A 21,140-nucleotide genomic window follows, 5' to 3' on the forward strand; every position below is an offset into this window, starting at 1 on the left:
CAGAGGGCATCCATGGTACCGCACCTGATCATATTCGGCATATCCCTGCTGCTCACCGCCTGGGCCCACCGCTCCATGATGAACGCCATGCGCCGCCGCATCCGCGCCCTTGCGGAAGAGGAGAGGGAGGTGGAAGAGCGCTATCTGCACCTGAGCCGTCGCAAGAAGCAGCTGCAGAACGAGCTCAAGGAGCTCAAGAACAGGGCCGTCCTCGCCCGCAAGGACATCAGCTTCGCGGAGCACCAGCCCGAGGAGAAGGAACCCATCAAGGACACGCCGCAGGACCGGAACGACCCCGACCTGCAGCGGGCCGCCGAATACATGATCAACAAGGGCCTGATCACCATCGACCAGAGCGAGCGGGCCATCAACAAGATGGAAGCCATGAACATGGATTATCTGGGAGTGTGCATCACGCTCGGGTACGTGGACATGGAGGCTGCCAAGGGCGTGGTCAAGGCCATAGGGCTTCACCACTCCACCCTTTCAACGGACAAGTAGGCGCTACAGGCTCAGGTCCGCGATGTCGATCATCTGCTCGGACAGCTCGTCCATGCAGCGTTCCAGATCACTCATCTTCAGGCCGAGTTCCTTCATGGCTTCGGGACGCAGATAGGCCGTCTGGTCGTCTCCAGACGTGCCGAATTCGAACAGCCTGACCATGAAATCACCGATGTGCACCACGCAGGCCACGGGCTTGTAGAACTCCGCAAGATGCGGGCTGTGGTGGCGGCTCATGGCCTCCCGGATGTTGCCGGGAAGGTGCCAGTGCCGGGCCAGCCACGCGTTGATGCGGTCGTGCCCGAACCCGAGCACGGCCTTCTCGGCGCGGAAATAGGTCAGGTCCCGCTCACGAACCGTTTCCAGAATGGTGTCGTGCAGCTCCGGCAGCTGGACCGCCGTGACGACCTTTCCGAGATCATGCAGCAGGCCGGCCACCGCGTATTCCTCCGGGTCCTCGAAGCCGGCGTTGCGCGCCACGATGTTCGAGGCGGTGGCAACGCCGAGGCTGTGTTCCCAGAGCCCTTTCATGGCGGCCACCATCATGTCGAACACCGAGGTGGAGATGATGATGCCGCGGATGACGTTGAACCCCAGCAGCACCAGCGCGTGCTGGATGGTGCCGATTCGTCCCGGAAAGCCGTAGATGGGCGAGTTGACCATCTTCAGGACTTTCGCGGACAGCACCTGATCGCGCGAGATGACCTTGGCGATGGCCTCGGTGGAGGCGTCCGGATCCTCAACGAGTCTGGAGACTTCGTCGAGAACGCCCGGGAGCGTGGGCAGGTCCTGTATGGAAAGGATCTCTCCTTTGACCGTGGTCTGAAGGTCTTCCATGCCTATTCCTCCCCGCCGTTGGCGGCTTCACCGGCGGTGCCGGGTTCCTCCACGAGCTTGTCGCGTTCCTGTTCGGCGCGCTGCCGGGCTGCCTGCTGCGCCGCCTTGAACCGGAAATACTCTTTCATGCGGTCACGCACGCGGGACATCCATTTGTCTTTGGAATAGTGGCGGAACAGGTGGTCCATGCGTGCCAGCCGTTCGTCGAACGCTGTGCCGCCGCCCGATCCGGCCATGTCCACGGGGTTGCCGTGCACCACGATCTTGTCGATCTTCATGCTGCCAAGCCGGTCGATGAGCGCCTCGGTGAGTTCCATGCCCTCGGCCATGACCGTGATGCCGCCGTCCTTGACCACGGGACGGGCCAGCTTCATGCCCGGCTTTGCCAGATCGGTGGGTATTTTCTGCATTCACGAGGCTCCTTGCTCAATGGATGGGAAAGATTCTACACGGATGCCGAACCGCGCTCAAGCCTCCCGGGCGGTGTACCACATGCCCGGCAGTTGGCGCAGCAGCCCCTTCATTTCCAGCATGATAAGCCCGGTACTCACCCGCGAGCTTTCCCACTGGAGCGCACGGGCTATCTCGTCGACATGCAGCCTGTCGGTGCCCACAAGCCGCTCGAACAGCACCAGCTCATCGCCCTCCAGGTCCGGAAGCGGCTCCTCAGGGAGGTATCTCGCCTTCTTTCCGGATTCCTTACGGATCTGTCCGAGGGGCGATGCTCTTTCAGGGACTTCCACGGCCACGTCCTGCTCCGTGACGGCGCGGTCTGCCGTGTTCGCAGACGCCAGCTCGAGACTGAACTGATAGCGCAGTTCCCGCACGATGTCTTCCGCGCCCTCCACCAGCGTCGCGCCCTGACGGATCAGCCGGTGGCAGCCGGTAAAGGTGGCGTGTCCCACCGGACCGGGCAGCGCAAAGACTTCGCGTCCCTGCTCCGCGGCGAGCCGGGCCGTGATCAGGCTGCCGCTCCTGCCGGACGCCTCGGCCACGAGCACGCCGAGGCTCAGGCCGCTGATGATGCGGTTGCGCGTGGGAAAATTTTTGGAATCGGGCCGCGTGCCGGGGGCGAACTCCGAAACCGCGCACCCTTTGCGGCTCACCGCCTTGAGCAGCTCCACGTTGCTGGCGGGGTACGGTACGTCAATACCCGTACCAAGGACCGCCACGGTGGAGCCCACGCCCTGCAAGGCCGCCTGATGCGCCTGTCTGTCGATGCCCGCGGCAAGCCCGGAAATCACCGTCACGCCGGCCTGCGACAGCTCTCGGGAGATGCGGTCCGCGGCTTCCAGGCCGAAGCGGGTGCACTCGCGCGCCCCGACCACTGCCACGGCAGGGGCCTTCAGAAGCGACGGGTCGCCGCGATAGTAGAAATAAGCCGGAGGGTCCGGGATGTCCTTGAGTCGCTGCGGATAGAGCGGGTCGTGCCACGAAATGACGCCGAGCTTGCGGTGCCGCGCGTCCCGGTACTCGTTCTCCGCCGCTTCCCGCCACGCTTCTTCGGCGCAGGCCTTGGCGACATGTCTGCCGGCCGCGCCGCGCTCGGACCAGCGAGCGGCGTCCTGAACCGCATCATAAGCGGTGGGGTAGGACTGGAGGATGGATTTCCACGTGCGAGCCCCAACGCCGGGAGTATGGCGCAGGGCGAGACAGGCAAAGTACTCCCGCTGGCGATCCATGGCTCATCAGGCGCCGATGGCGCGAAGACGCCTGCGGGCGACCTCGGCCTCGGAAGAGTCCGGATATTCCTGAACCAGCGTCTGCATGTAGAAGACCGCGTTGTCACGGTCGCCGGCCTTTTCATACGCCATGCCCGTCTTCAGCATGGCCGCCGGCACCTTGGAATGCTGCGGATATTTGATGGCCACCTCCTTGAACGTCAGGATGGCCTGAGCGAAGTCCTTTTCGGAATAGTACGTTTCGCCCTTCCAGTACATGGCGTTCCCGGCCAGCTTGTTGTCCGGGTACTTGGAAAGAAATGCGTCGAATCCTTCACGCGCTGCCGGAAATTTGCCATCGCGGTACATGTCGAGGGAAAGGTCGTACAGCCCCTGAGGCGTGTCCGGCATCTTCGGCCCCGGGACGTCTGCCCACGGTTTGGGCTCTGAACTCTCGGCTACCGCGTCGTCCTGCGCGTCCTGCCCGGCAGCCTCGCCCTGCTCCGCAGTCTCTGCCTTGCCTTCGGGGCTCACACTGGTCCACCCCTTGCCGTCTTCCTCCGGCTCGAGGTCCGTCACCCAGTCCTCGTCCTGTGATTTCTGCGCGTCCTGCCCCTGACCGGAAACCGCCGGGCCCTGTTCGGACATGTCGCCGCCCGCGACCCGTGTCAGGCGGTTTTCAAGGTCGTTCAGACGGTTTTCCATGCGTGCCTGAAATTCCTGCTGGCTGCGCATCTGTTCCTTCTGGTTTTCGCGAAAGTCGAGAAAGCTCTCTTCAAGGCTGCGCATGCGCCACTCCATGCTGGCGTTGTCCGTCCGTGTGGTACTGGCGGTGGTCACGCATCCGGCGAGGCATATGCTCAGAAGGATCGCAAGGGCAAGGATTCGGTGTTTCATCCGGAGCTCCGTTTGAATGACAGGCAAAGGTTTTTCAATCTTTAGTTGATACGGGATTATTTTGCAAGGAATGCCGCATGCCCCCGCCTTGCCTCGACAGCGGATTTGAGGCACAACACCGTCGCGGGGGGCGTTCGCACGTTCGCCGCTCATTTCATCCCCACGGAGACCATCGACATGAACGCAACCGAACTCATGGCTACAGCCGCAAAGATGAGCCTGCCGGCTCTCGCCGACCTCATCGGCTTCGCGGCCCTCGGCGCCGTCGTTGTCGCCGCAATCTGCGAATGGACCGCCCGCATCGGCAAACGAGTCCTGCTTGACAAATACGCCCAGCAGACCGCGACCATGGCGCTCAAGCTCGCCCTGCTCGCCGTCCTCGGCATGGGCATGAGCGCCTTCCCAGCCCTGCAGCGGTTCCCCGGACTCAAGCAGTGGCTGGCACACCCGGACTCCCCCGTGACCCACGTCTTCATTCTCTGCGCGGCCAGTGTCCTGCTGCTCGCCCTCTGGGCACCACTCTGGAAAAAAATGCGCAAACAGAAAGGCGCACACTCCGCCCTGGGACTGCTGGCTGCCGTCGCCTCCCTCGCAACCATCACCGCCGGGACCATCGGGGCCGTCCAGCTGCTCCCCGCCCTGCGCGCGGAAACCGCCCCGCAGTGGCCCGCAGCTCTCGATCCCTTTACCGCCGCCATCACTGCCCAGTACCTCCTGGCCGCCATGGCCTCCGGTGCCGGACTGAGCCTCGCCTACCTCGTCATGCGACGCAACAAGGACGACTTCGGACGCGACTACTACCGCTTCGGACTCAGTCGCGCCGCCCTCTGGGCCTTCGTCCCCATGACCCTGCAGCTCGGCACCCAGGGATGGCTCTTCACAACACTGCCCGAGCAAGTCAGGACCATGGTCACCCAAGGGCCGCTCGGCATCCTCTGGGCCGTGGCCGTCGCCGCGTCCGTGGCCTGCATCGCCCTCTGGGCCCCCATGTGGAAAAGCGAATCGCCCCTGCGCCTCAAATGGGCCGCCTTCCTCGGAGCGCTGCTCCTCTGGATCATGCACACCGCCAATATCGTACTGTTTCTCAACCTCACGGCTCTGGCCTAACGGACATCCCGAATTCATAAGAGCCCGGTTCCAGTTCGCTGGCACCGGGCTCTTTTTTTCGGGGCCTCCGGCGGCTCAAGAACCCTTTTGCAAAAGGGTTCTTGAGAATCTCCCAAAATCATCTGGCTTGCCAAGCCGCTTTGACGCTTTCCGAAAGCCCAAGCGCGTTGACGGCTTGGCTGGGGGCGAACGGCGGTTGCTGGTTCTGAGGGACAGAAAGGCTCGGGCAGTACCGGGCTGTCGATTCAAGAGATTCATGCACAAATCATACGTCAGCCAACATCATTTGGCTGGGTGTGAGTGGCGGTTGCTGGTTCTGAGGACAGAAAAGGCTCGGGCAGTTCCGGGCAAGTCATTCAAGAAGTTCACACATGAATCCCCGTCAGCGGGGTTGCAGCTGCTGGGTTTACGCGGCCGCACAGCCCGCGTCCGAGCTGCAACCCCGCTGACAACGCAGGGTTTCCAAAGGGGGCCCGCCCCTTTGGTCCGCCTGAAGGGCCCGCCGGAGGCAAAAAAAGGGCATCCCGAGTGGGATGCCCTTTTGATTGTCGTGCCGGGGGGGTTATTTCTTGGCTTCGCGGGCTTTTCTGAGCCAGTCGTACCACTTGTCGAGGTTGTCTCCGTTTCTGCAGGAGATGGGGAACACCTCGATGTCGGCGTTGAGTTTGCGGGCGTGGGCGCTGGCGCTGTCGAGGTCGAAGTCGACGTAGGGGAGCAGGTCGACCTTGTTGAGCAGCATGACCGCGGAGATGTGAAACATGAAGGGATATTTTTCCGGCTTGTCGTCGCCTTCGGTGACGGAAAGCAGGGTGATCTTATGGTCTTCGCCCACATCGAATTCTGCGGGGCAGACGAGGTTGCCCACGTTCTCCACGAAGAGGATGTCGAGTCCGTCAAGGTCGATCTGCTTGATGGATTCCAGAATCTGGCTGGAGTCGAGGTGGCAGCTGCCTTCGGTGTTGATCTGGACGGCCTGCGCGCCGGTGGCTTCAACGCGTTTCGCGTCGTTGTCGGTCTGGAGGTCGCCTTCGACGACGGCCATCTTGAACTCGTCGCGCAGGTCTGTGAGCGTGCGTTCGAGCAGGCTGGTCTTGCCTGCTCCGGGAGAGCTCATGAGGTTGAGGCAGAGGATCTTCTTCTCTTTGTAGATTTCCTTGAGCTGGTCGGAAATCTTGTCATTTGCTTCGAGCACGTCGCGTACTATGGGAATTTCGCTGCTCATGGAATGCTCCTTGTGAATCCCGGCCCCTACTCTTCGGGGTCGGCGGGTTCGATACTGTCGATGTAGAGTTCCTTGCCTTCAAGGACGTTGTGGCCGAGCACTTCCTCGCAGCTCGGGCAGGGCATGTAGCGGCTGTGGTCGGGGGTGAATTCCGTCCCGCATTTGCCGCACGACACCTTGAGCGGAATCTCGACTATTTCGAGCGTGGCTCCGTCGAACTCCTTTGTGCCGGGAGTCAGCGCTTCCCACGCAAACTCCATGGCTTCGGTCACGACGCCGGCGAGCTGGCCGTTCTTGATGACCACCCTCTTGAGGCGGCCGATGTCCCTGTTGGTCATTTCATCCCGGAGTATGTCCAGAATGTTTTGTACTATCGACATTTCATGCATGGCTCATGGGCATACCGCAAATCGGAAACGGCGGCAAGGAACTCGTGAAGATAACACGCTCCCGGAAAGGTATGCAAAAAGGCCCGGTTCCGAATCGGAGCCGGGCCTTGAAGTGCGTTTGCGGGGGCGCGTTTAGCGGGCGATCATGTTGCGCAGGGTGTCCACGCAGTTTTCGCAGCTGTGGCCCATGTCGCCGAGGCATTCGCAGAAGTGGATGAGCTGGTAGATGTCTTTGAAGTCCATGTCGGAGTTGTAGATCTTCTTGACCAGTTCGTTGGTGCTTTTGCGGATGCTCTCGCGTTCCTTGCGGACCTTGCGGTAGGTCTCCTTGGTGCCTTCGCGGTCGATGGTCTCGCCGTAGACGAGGTCGATGGTCGACTTGAGGGCCGGCCCGAGGAGTTCGGTGGCGGTCCGTACGCTGTCGAGCAGGTTGATGATGTCCTTCTGCATGTCCGTCGGCACGTCCACGGGACGCATGCCGAGCCAGTGCAGGGCGTCCTGCGCGGCGTCGAGGATGTTGTCCTGAAACTTGGTGTAGTTCAGGAAGAGCGTCTTATCCACGGCCATGTAAAGGCCCTTGGGGAGGTGGTTGCGGATGTTGCGCTTGATCTTGTCCGCGTGGCTCTCGATTTTGTCGATGGCGTTCTTGAGTTCCTTGAACTCGCGGCACACGCCGCCGGAAACGTAGCATTCCAGCGAATCGTCGATGGCGCCGATGCATTCGGCGATCTTGTCGTAGTGCTCGACAAGGCCGTCCATGGGGTCGCGACGGGCAAGCAGCCCGAAGAAAGGCAGTCTCAGGTACATGGTTCCTCCATTAATCCATCATGCTAATAGCATATGGCCTTTAACAGTTCAAAGATAACAATGGAGGTCACGGCGGCAATGGGAACCGTGAGCACCCAGTAGAGTACGATCTTGCCGAGCACGCGGAAGTCCACCGCGCGGAAGCCACGGGCCATGCCCACGCCGACGACCGCGCCGACGGCGGCGTGCGTGGTGGAAACGGGCAGCCCCATGTTGGAGGCCACCAGCACGGTGCTGGCTGCGCCGAAGTCCACGGCGAAACCGCGGGTGTTGGTCAGCTGGGTGATGCGACCGCCCACGGTGGCCATTACCTTGTGGCCGAGCAGGCCGATACCCACGGCGATGCCGATGCCGCCGAGGATGAGCATGCTTATGGGCACGTCGGCCTGTGCCAGCAGCTGGTGCTCGCGGGAGATGAGGTAGATGGCGGCCACGGGACCGATGGCGTTGGCAACGTCGTTGGCGCCCTGGGAGAGCGCCACGTAACAGGAGGTGCCGACCTGCATCTTGCGGAAGACGGTCTCGACGGTCTCGGGGCCTTCCTCGGCGTCACGCACCAGCCGGGACACTATCCACCATGCCACGCAGTAGACTGCGCCGGCCACGGCTGCGGCCACGAGCAGGGATACGGCCCAGGGCAGGTTGAGATCCTTGCCAACCGGGGTCTTGTAGAGGAAGGAGAGCATGATCAGCGCCACGGTCAGGGCTATCCAGAAGGGCGCCCATTTCTTGGCCTGACGGATGAAGTGTTTTTTGTAGAGGATCTTTCGTCGTATGCTGGTGAAGACGAAATAGCCGATAGCGGATGCGAAGAACGGCGAGATGATCCACGAGAGGACGATGCCGCCCATCTTGAGCCAGTTCACCACGTCCGCGCCGCCGGCCACCATGCCGAAGCCCATGATGGCCCCGACTATCGAGTGTGTCGACGAGACGGGTAGTGATGTGAGCGTGGCTATGAGCACCCATATCCCGGCCGCAAGCAGTGCGGCGAACATCCCTATCATGATGATCTTGGGGTCGGATATGGATGAGGGGTTGATGATGCCCTTGGAAACGGTGGCGGTCACGTGGGATCCGAGGAAGACGGCCCCCACGAAGTTGAGGATACCGGCGATGAAGACCGCCTGCCGCACCGAGATGGCCTTGGCTCCCACGGCGGACGCCATGGAGTTGGCGACGTCGTTGGCGCCAAGGTTGAATGCCATCATGAACCCGGCGCCCAGCGACAGGTAGAAGAATACGTCGTAAATGTCCATTTTTCCCCCCCTCCGGCCTTGGAGGGTCACGTTCGTTAGTTTTCTCCGGCGGCGTCGAGACTGAAGCAGAACCTCGCTCCGCTGCCGTCCCTTCCCGCTCCGTCATGCCAAATCTCGCCGCCGAAGTTGCTGACTATCCGGCGGCATATGGCCAGGCCGAGTCCCGCTCCGCCTTGGCCGTCGATGGTGTTCTCGTCCACTCTGTAGAAGCGTTCGAACACCTTGTCGCTGTGTTCCCTTGCCACGCCCGGCCCCTGATCCTCGACGCAGAAGCGCACCTTGCCGTTCCGTTCAGCGGCGTATATCCGGATCTCGCCGCCTTCGGGGCTGAACTTGACGGCGTTCTGGATCAGGTTGTGGAAGACGTGGAGCAGACCTTCCTCGTCACCGAGGACCGCCAGCTGTCCCTCTTCGGCCTCGGTGCGAATGGTCACATCCTTGTCGGAAGCCAGCGGAGTGACGTCCACAACCGCCTGAGCAAGGGCCTCGCGGCCCGATACCGCGCTCATGCGGAACGCCTTGCCGATCTGTTCGGACTTGGCCAGTGCCAACATGCTGGAGATGACCTGACTCATGTGGTTGGCGTTCTTGACGATGATCTCGAGGAATCCGCGCGCGCCCTCGAAGTCTCTGGGCGGGCTGTCCAGCAGGGTTTCCGAGTAGCCCTTGATGCTGGTCAGCGGCGTGCGCAGCTGATGGGAGGCGTTGGCCACGAAGTCCTTGAGGGCTTTTTCCGAGCGCTTCATGGCGGTGATGTCGTGGAAGACGAGGATGATCTTGCGGCCACCGTCGTGGTCCGTGTACGGGACCGCGCTGACCTCGACCACGCGGTTGTCGAGCAGGTCGATAATCCTTGGCTCCATGTCCTCTTCGGTGGCGGTGTCGGATAAGAGGCTGTCCACGAGGTTCTGGACCTCGTAGCGTCGCGTCACCTCGATGGGGGTCCTTCCGCGGGCCGTGGCGGGCATGGAGATCATTCCGTCCAGCGCCGAGTTGTAGGACTCCACGCGGCCGTGCGCGTCAAGCGTCATGACGCCTTCGGTCATGCCTTCGAACATGGCGCGCAGCTGTCCTTTCTGGTCCTCGATGGTGCGGATGTGCCGCTCGATCTTCTTGGCCATGGCGTTGACCGACTGGGCCAGCGGATAGAACTCGCCGCCGGGGATGACGCGGATGCGCTGGGAGTAGTTCCCGTCCCCGATCTGTCTCGCCACGTCCGAGAAGGCCTTGATGGAGCCGCTCATGACGCGCGAGAGCAGGGCCGCCAGTCCGGTGGCGGCGACCATGGTCAGCAGCATGAGCCAGAAAAAGTTCTCCCTGAGATCGCCCACGCGCTCACGCACCTGGGAGAACGGCGTGGCCACGCGCAGCACGCCTTCGGGCAGCCCCCCGGTAGCGGGCATGTTCCAGGCCACATACATCATTTCCTGATCCAGCGTGGCTGAGCGGCGGTGGTCCATGCCCTTGCCGGCGTGCAGGGCGTTGAGCACCTCGGGCCTGTGCCCGTGGTCTTCCAGTCCGTCCAGCGCGCTGAAGGGCACTTCGGAGTCGGCAAGGACCCTGCCGTCGTGGATGTAGGTGATTCTGACCCCGAGACGACCGCCGACCTGCGTGATCCATTCGTCGAATTCAAGGCGGGATTCGAAGGGCCGGTGGTCGAGGGCGAGCCAACGCACGGTCTGCAGCTGGCGCCACGAACGCTCTTCGGTATCCTCCGTGAGATCGGAGCCCACAAGGAGGGTGCTGTAGTAAAATACAACACCCATCGCCGCCAACAGGAGAGCCCCGCCCCAAAGAAGGACCCTCATCCGGAAGGACTTAAGTATCATGTTCTGATTTCCTCTCAGGTTCCAGCGTCCGTGGACGCGCGAGAACTAGCACAAATGGCCGCCCCATGGAATATGCTTTTGTTACAATCACGTTACACGGAGAAAAGCTGTTTCATTCTGAGCTCTTTCGAGGGAAATGTTTTTCGCGAAGCGCAAAAAAGGGCCGGAAAATCTTGGATTCTCCGACCCGAAAGGCGATTTCGTGGGGGTTAGTGCTCCGAGGTCATGATGAAGTCATTGTCCCGTGCCGCGGTGTGGCAGCTGATGCAACCCTGCGGACGTCCGGACACGAGCACCTCACCCTTGGGACCGTATTTGACCCAGAACCAGTCTCCGGCGGCAGGATTGTATCCGTCCACCTTGTACATGACGGTGATGGCGTTGAGGGTTTTCCCTTCGCCGAAGTTCTCCTTGACGATGACGGCGCCGTCGTCCTTGGGGTGTCCTGCCGAACCGGCCTGTTCGTTGACGTAGACAATGTGCCACTGGCCGTGGGGGGCGTTGCCTTCCTGCATTCCCCGGTGGTCTGGGAACTGCCCCCATTCCGTATAGGGGTCGTCCACCGCGATCCTGTTCCAGAGTGCTTCCGGGTCCGGATTGGAAGCGCTCCCCGCCATGGCCGCAGCGCTCACGGCCAGGAGCAGAAGCGTGCCGAGCAAAACCTGTTTCATGGCAACCTCCGAGTTTGCGAGATGCTAGCACCAAACGTCGGCTGTTGCCAGAGCCGCGGCGTTATTCTCCATGCGATTTTTCGCGTGGCGGGCGCAAAAAAGAGGGGCGCTTCCTGCTGGAAACGCCCCGGGTGCCGACTGCGGCAAATACTATTTCTTGGAATCCCCGACCTTTCGGATCTCGCCATAGCCGGGATTGAGCGACCGGATGTGCCGTTCCAGCTGCAATTCCATCTCGAGGTAGTTGTCGCCGGTGGACACGATGGTTTCCGAGTCGCCTTTGACGATCACGAACTGGTACATGCTGCTATCCTCTCATCGATTGTTATTTGAAGAGATACCTTTTACCCGAGGTCGGCCTGATCGGCAAGCTCGTCCTCTTCCGGGGCGCCGAGCGCCTGCACGGTGGATGCGGCCCTGACTTCCGGCTTCTTTTCGGCGGTCATGGCGATGTCTCCCTGAAGGAAGGCGCCCTTTTCCATAACCAGAGCCGGAGTGGACAGGCTGCCGCTGAGGCTGGAGCCTTTCTGGAGAATGGTCCTGCCGCCGACGATCACGTCGCCCTCGATCTTGCCGCTTGAGGCGAGGTGCCCGACGTTGACGGTGCCCTGAATATACGCTTCGGGCCCGAGTACGAGCGTGCCTTCGGTGGCGATCTCACCATGAAAGATACCGTCGATGCGGACGGTGCCCACGAAGTGCAGCTTGCCGCGGTATTCGGTGCCCACGCCGAGAAACGCGTTGAGCTCCGAAGAGTCGCCCTGTGCGGATGATTTGCTGAAAATGCCCATTGAACCTCACGAACTGTCTTTGCGCGCCTCGAAGCAGTGAAACGTGCCGATGGGCCATATACCGTTCCGGGCAGTCGAACGCCACAAATTTTTTTCTCATTTATAACAGAACCGCCGCGGACGCGTCGACTCCGAAAACGGGGAACCGGGTACGGTCCGTCCCCCATGCGCTCCTTGCGGGGAAGGGGGCGGCCGACATTCTATCCGCATTGTCCTTTATGCGAAAAACGGCTACGTTAAGATATCTTGGCAAAGTGGTATGGTTCTCTATTTTCGGGGTGAATACACGCATGATGACCGAGAGAAAGATTCAGAACATCAAGACCTACCACAAGGGACAGGTCATTTTTCAGGAAGGCCAGCAGGGCACCTACGCCTACATGATCAAGAAGGGCTCGGTGACGCTGTACCGGACCGTGGACAACCGCAAGGTGGTTCTGGACCGTCTCGGCAAGGGCGAGATCTTCGGGGAAATGGGCGCGCTGGCGGAACAGGCGCGCTCTGCCAGCGCCGAGGCCGCGGAGTACTGCGAGCTCATGGTGCTCACCCGGCAGCAGGTCACGGGCATGCTCGAGCGCAGCCCCAAGACCGTCAAGCATCTGGTGAACCTCCTGCTCAAACGGCTGCGCAAGGCCAACAGCGCGGGCGGCGCCAGAACCGGTACCGACACCTTTCTGGCTATCTGCCGAATTCTCGAAATGTCGTGGGCAACGCACAGCAACCTGCCCCCGGCGCAGGCCAAGCGCATCCCCAACCACACCATGGGGCTGCCGGTCCGCGAACTCGCCCGCACCTGCAAGACGGTGCTGCTCACCACCGAGGCCGAGCTGCAACAGGTGCTGGAAAAGCTGCGCACGCTCAAGATCATCGAAATCAACGCCACGGGCACGGGCAAGGCCTTTGCGGACCGCTACGTGCGCATCACCTCGCCGGAGACTTTTCTCGAGGTCGCCGGAAACCTCGCCAAGCAGCTCGGCCCCGAGGCCGCCTGTTCGGACCTCGAGTTCATGGACATCTTCGACTTTGCCGAGGCCGTGAACGCCTCGCCCGAAGTCATCTACAAGAAAATGGCCGCAGGGGAGATCCCCGAGTCGCTGTTTCTGTTCCACAAGGCCAACACCATGGCCTGGGCCGAACAGCAGGAGGAGGGCTTCTTCAGGAAGGTCAAGCGCAAGCGCAAGAAGATCGAGGACCTCGAGGACGTCAACGACATCGTCTTCGTGGACAACGCCACGCTCAAGGACGTGTTCGCCAAGCTCGGGTACTACAAGCTGGGCATCCTGATGAGCGTCGCGGAAGAGGACGCGCGAAAAAAGATCGTGAGCAACCTCGCACGCAAGATCGCGGCGATCGTTCAGGAAGAGGCGGAGAATCGCGAGAACGTGGACGAGGCCGAGGCGCAGGACGTGCAGGATGAGCTCGTTTCGCTCGTCAAGGCCGCAAAGGGGGTCTCCCAGTAGTGAACGTCGCAACCATTTTCGGCATCATCACCGGCATCGCCGTGCTCTGCGGCGCGACGTGGGTCGCCACGGACTCGGTGGAGGTCTTCATCAACCTCCCCGGACTGGCAATCGTCTTGGGCGGCACCATCGCGGCCACTTTCATCTGCTACCCGCTCAAGGAAGTCATGCGCGTCTTCGGCCTGTTCATGACCGCCTTCCGGGCCGAGGAGCTGCCCATCGGCAACTACATCAAGGTGCTGGTGCAGATTTCCAAGGATTCCTCCTACAAGGGCGAGGAGTATCTGGAACAGTCCATCAAGAAGATCGAGAACGAATTTCTGCGCGACGGGCTCCAGATGCTGGTGGACGGCTACAGCCGCGACGAACTCAAGGAAATCCTCGACACGCGCATTCAGCAGTATCACGAGCAGGAGACCTACGCCACGGGCATCTACCGGACCATGGCGACGCTCTCGCCCGCCTTCGGCATCATCGGCACGCTCATCGGGCTCATCGCCATGATGCAGGGGCTCGGCGGGGACATCACCCGCATCGGCCCCGCCATGGCCACGGCGCTGACCACCACGCTCTACGGCGTGCTCTTCGCCAACCTGCTCTACCTGCCCATCGCCACCAAGGTGGAGCGGCGGGTGGAGGAGCGCACCATCCTCATGAACGTCATCCGGGACGGCATCCTGTTCATCAAGGAAAAGACGCCGCCCGCCATCGTCATGGACAAGCTCAAGGGCTACCTGCCGCCGCGCAAGTGGTCCTCCGTGAGCGCACGCTAGGAGGAAGGGGAGCCGTGAATCCGCTACCGCCGCGCAAGAAGCACCGTGGACCGGACAACAGCACCTGGGCGCTGTCGTTCGCGGACATGATGATGCTCCTCATGTGCTTCTTCGTGGTCATGCTGGGCATCGCCAAGGTGGACCAGAGCCGGTACGAAGCGGTTTCCGACATTCTGGCCGAAGCCATGAAGGGCAAGGATGCGCCGAGCCGCGTCATGGAGGGCGACCCTCAGTCCAGCCGGTTCCCGGTGGAAGGCAGGGGGAAGAATCTTTTCGAACTGCAGCTGGAGCTCGCCAAGCTCATCGACCAGGACGCGGACACCGTCTCCCTGCGCATGCGGCCCGACGCGGTGGCCATCAGCCTGCCCTCCACGGTGTTCTTCCGCATCGGCGAGGCCGGGCTGACCGCAAAGGCGCGCGAAATCCTCTCGCGCATCGTCGCGCCCCTGACTGGCCACGGCTACCGGCTGACCATCGAAGGCCACACCGACGACATCCCCATCCGTTCGGCGCGCTACCCCTCCAACTGGGAGCTTTCGTCGGCGCGCGCCGCGTCCGTGGCCCGCTATTTCATCGGTGAGGGGTTCCCTAAGGGCGAGATAGAGATCAAGGGGCTTGCGGATACAAAACCGCTTGTTCCCAACCGCGACGAGAACGGCAATCCACTCGTGGAGAACCAGTCCCGGAACCGTCGCGTGACCATTCTGGTTCGTCCTGCCTCCTAGCTTTTCGTCATTTGAGTCACCCGCCCGGCAGATCGCGGGCCCTGGGCTGCCGTTGCAGGGAACCCAGATAGATGCCGCAGAGCGCCAGCGCCACGCCGGAGAGTTCCACCGGGTCTACCGGTTTTGCGAAGAAGAGAATATCCCACAGAAACGACAGCACCGGCTGGAGCAGAAGCACGAGCCCGGCGAGCGAGGCGCGCACCGTATCCAGCCCGCGACTGATGAGCAGCCAACCGCCGCATTGGCAGAGAACGCCGAGTGAGAGCATGGATGACCACGCGGCCATGTCCGGCAGCGCGAAGGAGCCGCCGCCGATCAGGTTGGCCGCCCCGCAGGCCGCCGCGGTCCAGAGGGTGATGGCGGCCACGCTGGCGAGGGCGTCGCCGGTGCGGGCCACGAGGCGTTTCAGGGACAGGATGTAGGCGGCGTAGAACAGTCCCGTCGCCACGCCGTAGAGCACCCCTTTCTGGAAGGTCTCGCCGCCGAGGTCCCATTGCGGGCCGACCGTGAGATAGACGCCGCCGAGGGCCAGAATGAGCGCGCCCCCGAATCGGAAGCCGGGCCGCTCTCCGAGGATGATGACGGAGAACACGGCGATGAAGACCGCCTGAAGGTTGCCCAGCATGGTTGCCAGCCCCGGCCCCACCGCGAGGATGGCCCTGTGCCAGCAGAGGAAGTCGCCTGTCAGAAAGAATGCCGCAATGAGGGAGGCGGGCAGGACCGTCTTGAGCGTGCCGAGCCTCCCCTTGGCCGCCAGCAGTCCGACCATGGTGATGCCGCCGAAGAGCATCCGATAGAACGCGGAAGCGTCGGCCGAGATGCCGGCTGAAGTGACGAAGACGGCGGCAAAGCTGATGACCACCGCGCCAAGCGCGAGCGAGCCCATCTAGATCGCCACCGGAAGCCTGCGGCCGAGCCGGATGCCGTCCATGCCGACTTCGGCCTCGAACGGCCACGCCTCCACGCCTTTTTGCAGTGCCTTGGCGAACAGGTTCGCATACTCCGGGTCGATGAAGTCGGCGGGGCCGAAGCAGTCGCCGTCGGGCCGCTGCACGAGAAAGAAGAGCGCGACGCGGTCTCCCTGCTCGGCAAGGGCCATGAGCTCGTTCAGGTGTTTCCTGCCGCGCTCGGTGGCGGCATCGGGAAAGCAGGCTCGGCAGTCCTCAACCATGGTGACGTTCTTGCATTCCACCCACAGCACGCCCCGGGGCCCTTCAAGGCGGGCGTCCAGACGGCTGCTTCCGGTCTTGGCCTCGCTGCGGAACTCGGTGTAGCCTTCGGTGTCCGGCAGTTGTCCGGCTTCGAACGCCGCGCGGACCATCCTGTTCGGGGTGGAGGTGTTGACACCGACCCAGAAATCGTCAAACTGCACGGCCTCGAGGGTCCATTTGAGTTTCCGGTTCGGATTGGCGGCGGGAGAGAGGAGCACGGTCCTGCCTTCCCGAAGAAGCCCCATCATGGAGCCGGTGTTGTTGGTGTGGGCGGCGATGCGGCCGTCGGCGCCCTGCGCGTTCACCGTGAAGCGCTTGCGGCGGTCGATGAAGTCGGCCCGGATGCATCCCTCGGGATATGGCAGAAAGGCGCTCGTCATTCTCTATACTCCTGTGGCTTGCGGCCGGAGAATAGGGTATGATGAGCATCTTCGGCAAGAGAAGCCGAGAGGGACGGACGTTTTTCCCAACCGAAAGGCGAACCTATGGCATGGCGAACGATTGATGAAATACAGCCGGGCATGCTGCTCGAACGTGATCTGGTGACACCGCAGGGGCGCAGACTCCTGCGGGCCGGGGCGTCGCTGACCGGCTCAAGCATAGCCACGGCCGTTGCCGCAGGAATCTCGCGGGTGGATGTGCGCGACGACTCTTCCGACATCCCACCGGAGGCTCTCGACGCAGCGAGAGAGCTTGCCCGCAAAAAGTTTCTCCTGACCAACCACCGCCACTCCGCCGTGAGAGAAGCCGCCAGAGCCTTCGTGAAGGTCGCGGCAACCCGCTACAGCCCGGATCAGCTCAGGGAGATGGTGAAAAGCTACGATCCCGCCCCAGAGCTGAAGGTCGAGTCCGCGGGGCCGCTGGACCCGGCGGAGCTGGTTCAGGGCGAAGTGCGGCTGGCGAGCCTGCCCGCCATCTTTTTCGAAATAAGCGAAGCGCTGAACGATCCGCGCAGCTCCGCGTCGTACATGGCGGACATCATCAGCAAGGACGTGGCGGTCTCGGCGAGGTTGCTGCGCATGGTCAACACGCCGTTCTACGGATTCCCCGGGCGCATTGACTCCCTTACCCGGGCGGTGACCATCGTCGGGGCGGAGCAGCTTGTCGGGCTGGCGCAGGGCATCTCCGTCATCACCGCCTTCGAGGGAATCCCCGAGGACATACTGAATCTTCAGGGCTTCTGGTTGCACAGCATCATGTGCGGCACGATCGCGCGCCTGCTCGCAAGCCACCACGGCATAGCCAACGACGAGCGTTTCTTCGTGGCCGGGCTGCTGCACGACATCGGCAGGCTGGTGGTGCTTCGCAATCTGCCCGAACGGGCGCTGGAGCCGCTTCAGGCGTGTCGTGTTAAGCCGCAGTCCGTGTCGCAGGCGGAGATGACCCTCTGGGGAACGACGCACGCGGAAATCGGAGCCGAGCTTTTGCGCGCGTGGAAGCTGCCGCGGTTTCTGGAGCACCTGCTGCGTCACCACCACGGCCCGTCGGCGTCGCCGGTGATGCTGGAGACGGCCATCGTCCACGCCGCGGACTTCATGGCCAACGCTCTGTACACCGCTCGCAGCGGCGACCTCTATGTCCCCAGGCTGGACAAGGCCGCGTGGGAACTGCTGGGGGTGGCCCCGGCTCAATTCGGAAGCCTCGCGCTGGAGGCCGAGAACCAGGCTCACCGCATCATGGAAGCGTTCTTCGACGGGACCACGCAGTAAGCAGCGCTATTTTTTCTTTCGGGCCGCCTCACGGATCTGATCCCCTTCGCCCGGATAGACCTCACGCTCTTCCGGCGGGGTGAATCGCTCGGGTTCGGGCCAGCGTCCCGGCACCGGGTCCGCGCCTTCGCGCGCCAGCGGGGTGGGGTCGCTGTCCACCATGACCGGCGTGCTGCGGATGTCCACATCGGGCACGGTAACGCTGAATTCGATGGCGATCCCGTTGGGGTCGAAGGTGTATATGGAATGGATGAAGCCGTGGTCCACGGCTTCGGAGACCCAGATGTCCGCGGCTTCAAGCCGGTCCCTGAGTTCCCATAGTTCATCCTGCGAGGCCAGTTCGAAAGAGACATGGTCGAAGCAGGCCGGGCCTTTCACCGGGACGCCGTGGTCCTTCTCAGGACAGTTGTCCAGCTCGGGCCACTCGAAGAAGGCGATCATGTCGTGCCGGGTCAGCTCGAAGAAGTAATGCCGGTAGCCCGGATGCCCCAGCCCCGTGACCAGCCGGCAACCGAGAAGGTCGCGCCAGAAGGCGATGGTCCTGTCCATGTCCGCCGTGACCATTGCCATGTGATTTATGCCCGTGAATCGTGCCATGGTACCTCCAGCCACCAACAATAAGCACCTTTGCCGGTTTGGCAACAGGGTTATTATCACGGCGTTGCGAGCATGGGCGCGAGTGTGCTACCAATGCTCTATCGGAGGAAGAATGTCCCGAATCAGCCTTGCGTTCGCGCTGGTCCTTTTTCTGTCCGCCGCGGCCTTCGCAGAGCCGCTGAAGATCGTCACGCTGTCCTATCCGCCTTATGAATACATGGAGGACGGGGAGGTGAAGGGCGTTGCGACCCGCGTGGTGCGCGAGGTGTTCCAGCGGATGGATGTGGAAATAGAGATCGAACTCATGGCGTGGGCCGACGCCCTCGACGCCGTCAGGGTCGGAGAGGCGGATGCCATCTACACCGCCTTCAGGACGCCGGAGCGCGAGGAGTATCTCGTCTACCCGAACACAGAGCTGGTGGGTCAGATGACCTCTCTCTTCGTGCGCGAAGGGTCGGCCATCGACTACAACGGTGATCTGGTGCCCCTGGCCAAGTACACGTTCGGCGTGGTCGAACAGGTCAGCTACGGCAGCTTCTTCGACGCCGCTGTCGAGCACGGGATAATCGACAAGCTCATCGTCTCCCGAAACGGGGAGCAGTCGGTGCGGCGGTTCCTTGCCGGAGAGTCGGACATCCTCGTCTCGAACTGGCTCGAGGCGTGGACCATCCTCGCTGAAATGGGGAGGAAGGACGGCGTGCGGGCGCTGTCGCCGCCGCTTCAGAACGTGCCGAGCTATCTGGCGTTTTCCAAGAAGTCCGAGCACCTTGATCTGGTGCGCAGTTTCGAGACCGCCTTGAGCGAGATTCGCATCGACGGCACCTACGGCAAGCTCTTCAAGCTCAACTGATCCCGGCCAGCCTCCCGCCGGCCAGCTCCACGGTGCGCTGCGCCCTGCATGCGTAGTCCGCCTCGTGCGTCACCATCACCACGCTCAGTCCGGTCCCGGGCAGAGACTCCAGCAGCTCCATGATGCCGTCCCCGGTCTTGCGGTCGAGGCTTCCGGTGGGTTCGTCGGCGAACAGCACGGACGCCTTCTTGGCCAAGCCACGGGCTATGGCCACACGCTGACACTCCCCGCCGGAGAGCTCTCCGGGCAGCCGGTGTCCTTTGCCGTCGAGCCCCACGCGCGCCAGACACTCCCGGGCGGTCTCCGTCTGATCTGCGGAGACGGGGCGCAGACCGCGCATTGCGGGCAGCAGCACGTTCTCCTCCGCCGTGAGGTAGGGCAGGAGGTGATGCGCCTGAAAGATCATGGCGAATCCGGTTGCCCTGAGGCGGTCGAGTTCCCGGTTTCCCTGCGCGGTGATGTCCTTGCCCTCGAAATGCAACGATCCGCCGTCGGGTCGCATGATGCCGGACAGGATGTTGAGCAGGGTGGACTTGCCCGACCCGGAGCGGCCGGTGATGGCAACGAACTCGCCGCGGTCCACCGAGAGGTCCACGCCGCCGAGGACGAGACCCTCCGGTTCGGGGCCGAAACGTTTTTCAATATTGCGTGCTTCGAGAAGCATGACGGTTCCTTGTGGAGCTAGAGGGATACGAGCGCCTTTGAAGGTTCAACGGAAGCCGCCTTGAGTGCCGGGGGAACCGACGAGACCGCAGCGACAAGCGCGGCGGACAGGGCGGACAGCCCGAGCTCGGCGCCGGAAAAACTCGCAGTGCCGCCCATGTCGAGCAGGGACAGTATCTTCGCGCTTGCGCCGAGTCCCAGCAGGTAGCCGGCGAGCCCGGCCGTCAGGCCGATGAGCAGGGCCTCGAAACAGAACACCGTGAACACGCCCTGCCGTGAAAAGCCGAGCGAACGGAGCAGGCCGATCTCCCGGACCCGCTCGTTGACCGAGGACAGCATGGAAAGGCCCACGGAGGCGCAGGCGATGAGCAGGATCACCGAGCTCACGCCGAAGGCGAGGCGTTCCACGAAGCGGATGGAGTACATGCGTTGCTTGACCACTTGCTGCATGGCCGTGACTTCGGTGCCGGGCAGCACTTCGGCGAGCTGGTCCACTATGTCCTGAATGGGACACCCGGAGCACAGGGCCGCCACTTCCACGAAGGTCGCGCGACCCGGCGTGTCCGCCAGCTCGCCCACAAAGGGCAGCGCCGCGAAAAGCACGGAGTCGTCGTCGCTGCCGGTGGGCATGAGCACCCCGGTCACGCGGACATCCCGTCCGTCGAGGCTGGTCGTGTCGCCCGGGCGCAACCCCTGCTGTTCGGCAAGTTTGGCCCCCGCCAGCACCTCGTTGCGGCTCTCTGGATAGCTGCCGTCAACGGCCCAGTAGCCCTTGAGGGCCTTCTCGCGATCCCAGCGTACGCCGATGACGCCAACGGGGGCGCCGTTCAGGCGTCCCGCATGGATGAGCTTGGGAGCCACCACGCTGATGTTCTTGCGCAGCTCTACGGAGTCGATGGCTCTGTCCACCTCGTCGACCACGAGCATTTCGCTGCCGAAGTCAAGGTCTCCGAGGCTGAACCCGCCGTAGCTGACGCTCAGTGTCTCGGAGCGTGGAACAATCAGGATGTTGGCACCGAAGGCGGTGAGCTTCTCTTCCATGCCGGCGCCGACTGCACGGGATACCAGCGAAAGGGCCGTGATCGACATGGCGGCCAGCGCGAACACGCCGAGGAGCAGGGCCGACTTGAGCCATTTGCGCCTGACGTTGCGCAGGGGGATGGTCAGCAGATTCATGCGCG

At 62.7% G+C, this 21,140-nt stretch carries 24 protein-coding genes; 7 read left to right on the forward strand and 17 right to left on the reverse strand.

Going from position 1 to position 21,140, the window contains the following annotated elements; genetic code table 11:
* Nucleotides 1-12: 12 nt before the first annotated feature.
* Nucleotides 13-501, forward strand: coding sequence for a hypothetical protein (locus BR24_RS03585; protein ID WP_496540133.1), 489 nt, complete (start codon nucleotides 13-15; stop codon nucleotides 499-501).
* 3 nt (nucleotides 502-504) lie between these two features.
* Here the strand turns inward: BR24_RS03585 and BR24_RS03590 are convergent, their stop codons facing one another.
* The 4 genes from BR24_RS03590 to ybgF are packed head-to-tail and all read right to left on the reverse strand — an operon-like array spanning nucleotide 505 to nucleotide 3,896.
* A complete protein-coding gene (locus BR24_RS03590; protein ID WP_496540134.1) occupies nucleotides 505-1,338 on the reverse strand; it encodes an HDOD domain-containing protein in 834 nt (277 codons plus the stop codon).
* A 2-nt stretch (nucleotides 1,339-1,340) separates the two neighbouring features.
* Nucleotides 1,341-1,748, reverse strand: a complete 408-nt coding sequence (locus tag BR24_RS03595) for a hypothetical protein (protein WP_496540135.1) — start codon at nucleotides 1,746-1,748, stop codon at nucleotides 1,341-1,343.
* Nucleotides 1,749-1,805: 57 nt separating this feature from the next.
* Nucleotides 1,806-3,020: a DNA-processing protein DprA gene (gene dprA / locus BR24_RS03600; RefSeq protein ID WP_496540136.1), complete on the reverse strand. Its 1,215-nt coding sequence runs from the start codon at nucleotides 3,018-3,020 to the stop codon at nucleotides 1,806-1,808.
* 6 nt (nucleotides 3,021-3,026) lie between these two features.
* On the reverse strand, nucleotides 3,027-3,896 hold the full coding sequence (ybgF, locus tag BR24_RS03605; RefSeq protein WP_496540137.1) for a tol-pal system protein YbgF: 870 nt from the start codon (nucleotides 3,894-3,896) through the stop codon (nucleotides 3,027-3,029).
* A 105-nt stretch (nucleotides 3,897-4,001) separates the two neighbouring features.
* On the opposite strand from ybgF, the gene BR24_RS03610 reads away from it, so the two are divergent.
* Nucleotides 4,002-5,003 (forward strand): hypothetical protein, encoded by a 1,002-nt coding sequence (locus tag BR24_RS03610; RefSeq protein WP_496540138.1) that lies wholly within the window; start codon nucleotides 4,002-4,004, stop codon nucleotides 5,001-5,003.
* A gap of 562 nt (nucleotides 5,004-5,565) precedes the next feature.
* Here the strand turns inward: BR24_RS03610 and hypB are convergent.
* The 8 genes from hypB to BR24_RS03650 all read right to left on the reverse strand — a co-directional run bounded on the left by hypB (nucleotide 5,566) and on the right by BR24_RS03650 (nucleotide 11,971).
* Nucleotides 5,566-6,225 carry a hydrogenase nickel incorporation protein HypB gene (hypB, locus tag BR24_RS03615; RefSeq protein ID WP_496540139.1) on the reverse strand — a complete coding sequence of 220 codons (660 nt, stop codon included), beginning with the start codon at nucleotides 6,223-6,225 and terminating at the stop codon, nucleotides 5,566-5,568.
* Between the two features lie 26 nt (nucleotides 6,226-6,251).
* Nucleotides 6,252-6,605 (reverse strand): hydrogenase maturation nickel metallochaperone HypA, encoded by a 354-nt coding sequence (locus tag BR24_RS03620; RefSeq protein ID WP_496540140.1) that lies wholly within the window; start codon nucleotides 6,603-6,605, stop codon nucleotides 6,252-6,254.
* Between the two features lie 141 nt (nucleotides 6,606-6,746).
* Complete coding sequence (locus BR24_RS03625) at nucleotides 6,747-7,421, reverse strand: DUF47 domain-containing protein (protein ID WP_496540141.1); 675 nt, start codon at nucleotides 7,419-7,421, stop codon at nucleotides 6,747-6,749.
* A 23-nt stretch (nucleotides 7,422-7,444) separates the two neighbouring features.
* Nucleotides 7,445-8,680 (reverse strand): inorganic phosphate transporter, encoded by a 1,236-nt coding sequence (locus tag BR24_RS03630; protein ID WP_496540142.1) that lies wholly within the window; start codon nucleotides 8,678-8,680, stop codon nucleotides 7,445-7,447.
* A 35-nt stretch (nucleotides 8,681-8,715) separates the two neighbouring features.
* On the reverse strand, nucleotides 8,716-10,446 hold the full coding sequence (locus BR24_RS03635) for a sensor histidine kinase (RefSeq protein WP_496540143.1): 1,731 nt from the start codon (nucleotides 10,444-10,446) through the stop codon (nucleotides 8,716-8,718).
* A 272-nt stretch (nucleotides 10,447-10,718) separates the two neighbouring features.
* Nucleotides 10,719-11,180, reverse strand: a complete 462-nt coding sequence (locus BR24_RS03640; protein ID WP_496540144.1) for a cytochrome P460 family protein — start codon at nucleotides 11,178-11,180, stop codon at nucleotides 10,719-10,721.
* Between the two features lie 150 nt (nucleotides 11,181-11,330).
* Nucleotides 11,331-11,483, reverse strand: a complete 153-nt coding sequence (locus BR24_RS03645) for a hypothetical protein (RefSeq protein ID WP_496540145.1) — start codon at nucleotides 11,481-11,483, stop codon at nucleotides 11,331-11,333.
* 41 nt (nucleotides 11,484-11,524) lie between these two features.
* The gene (locus BR24_RS03650) at nucleotides 11,525-11,971 is read right to left on the reverse strand and encodes a bactofilin family protein (protein WP_496540146.1); all 447 of its coding nucleotides are present in this window, start codon (nucleotides 11,969-11,971) and stop codon (nucleotides 11,525-11,527) included.
* Between the two features lie 290 nt (nucleotides 11,972-12,261).
* On the opposite strand from BR24_RS03650, the gene BR24_RS03655 reads away from it, so the two are divergent.
* From BR24_RS03655 to BR24_RS03665, 3 genes are read left to right on the forward strand one after another with little or no spacing between them, the layout of a single operon-like run.
* Nucleotides 12,262-13,431 (forward strand): cyclic nucleotide-binding domain-containing protein, encoded by a 1,170-nt coding sequence (locus BR24_RS03655; protein ID WP_496540147.1) that lies wholly within the window; start codon nucleotides 12,262-12,264, stop codon nucleotides 13,429-13,431.
* Nucleotides 13,431-14,204, forward strand: a complete 774-nt coding sequence (locus tag BR24_RS03660) for a motility protein A (protein ID WP_496540148.1) — start codon at nucleotides 13,431-13,433, stop codon at nucleotides 14,202-14,204. The genes BR24_RS03655 and BR24_RS03660 overlap by 1 nt, the downstream gene beginning before the upstream one ends.
* A 14-nt stretch (nucleotides 14,205-14,218) precedes the next feature.
* Entirely contained in the window at nucleotides 14,219-14,929 is a 711-nt protein-coding gene (locus tag BR24_RS03665; RefSeq protein ID WP_496540149.1) for an OmpA/MotB family protein, read from the forward strand.
* 16 nt (nucleotides 14,930-14,945) lie between these two features.
* On the opposite strand, the gene BR24_RS03670 is transcribed toward BR24_RS03665, so the two are convergent.
* Together BR24_RS03670 and sfsA are read right to left on the reverse strand one after the other, a co-directional pair.
* Complete coding sequence (locus tag BR24_RS03670; protein ID WP_496540150.1) at nucleotides 14,946-15,815, reverse strand: DMT family transporter; 870 nt, start codon at nucleotides 15,813-15,815, stop codon at nucleotides 14,946-14,948.
* The gene (gene sfsA, locus BR24_RS03675; RefSeq protein WP_496540151.1) at nucleotides 15,816-16,520 is read right to left on the reverse strand and encodes a DNA/RNA nuclease SfsA; all 705 of its coding nucleotides are present in this window, start codon (nucleotides 16,518-16,520) and stop codon (nucleotides 15,816-15,818) included.
* Nucleotides 16,521-16,661: 141 nt separating this feature from the next.
* Here sfsA and BR24_RS03680 point away from each other — a divergent pair, with 141 nt between their 5' ends.
* The gene (locus BR24_RS03680) at nucleotides 16,662-17,849 is read left to right on the forward strand and encodes an HDOD domain-containing protein (protein ID WP_496540152.1); all 1,188 of its coding nucleotides are present in this window, start codon (nucleotides 16,662-16,664) and stop codon (nucleotides 17,847-17,849) included.
* 6 nt (nucleotides 17,850-17,855) lie between these two features.
* Here BR24_RS03680 and BR24_RS03685 read toward each other — a convergent pair whose 3' ends face one another.
* Nucleotides 17,856-18,446, reverse strand: coding sequence for a VOC family protein (locus tag BR24_RS03685; protein WP_496540153.1), 591 nt, complete (start codon nucleotides 18,444-18,446; stop codon nucleotides 17,856-17,858).
* A gap of 112 nt (nucleotides 18,447-18,558) precedes the next feature.
* Here BR24_RS03685 and BR24_RS03690 point away from each other — a divergent pair, with 112 nt between their 5' ends.
* Nucleotides 18,559-19,296, forward strand: coding sequence for a substrate-binding periplasmic protein (locus tag BR24_RS03690; RefSeq protein ID WP_496540154.1), 738 nt, complete (start codon nucleotides 18,559-18,561; stop codon nucleotides 19,294-19,296).
* On the opposite strand, the gene BR24_RS03695 is transcribed toward BR24_RS03690, so the two are convergent.
* Together BR24_RS03695 and BR24_RS03700 are read right to left on the reverse strand one after the other, a co-directional pair.
* Nucleotides 19,289-19,960 (reverse strand): ABC transporter ATP-binding protein, encoded by a 672-nt coding sequence (locus BR24_RS03695; protein WP_496540155.1) that lies wholly within the window; start codon nucleotides 19,958-19,960, stop codon nucleotides 19,289-19,291. The two genes, BR24_RS03690 and BR24_RS03695, sit on opposite strands and share 8 nt — an antisense overlap.
* Nucleotides 19,961-19,977: 17 nt before the next feature.
* Nucleotides 19,978-21,135, reverse strand: a complete 1,158-nt coding sequence (locus tag BR24_RS03700) for an ABC transporter permease (protein ID WP_496540156.1) — start codon at nucleotides 21,133-21,135, stop codon at nucleotides 19,978-19,980.
* Nucleotides 21,136-21,140 lie beyond the last annotated feature (5 nt).

The organism is Pseudodesulfovibrio halophilus DSM 5663 (assembly GCF_059568665.1).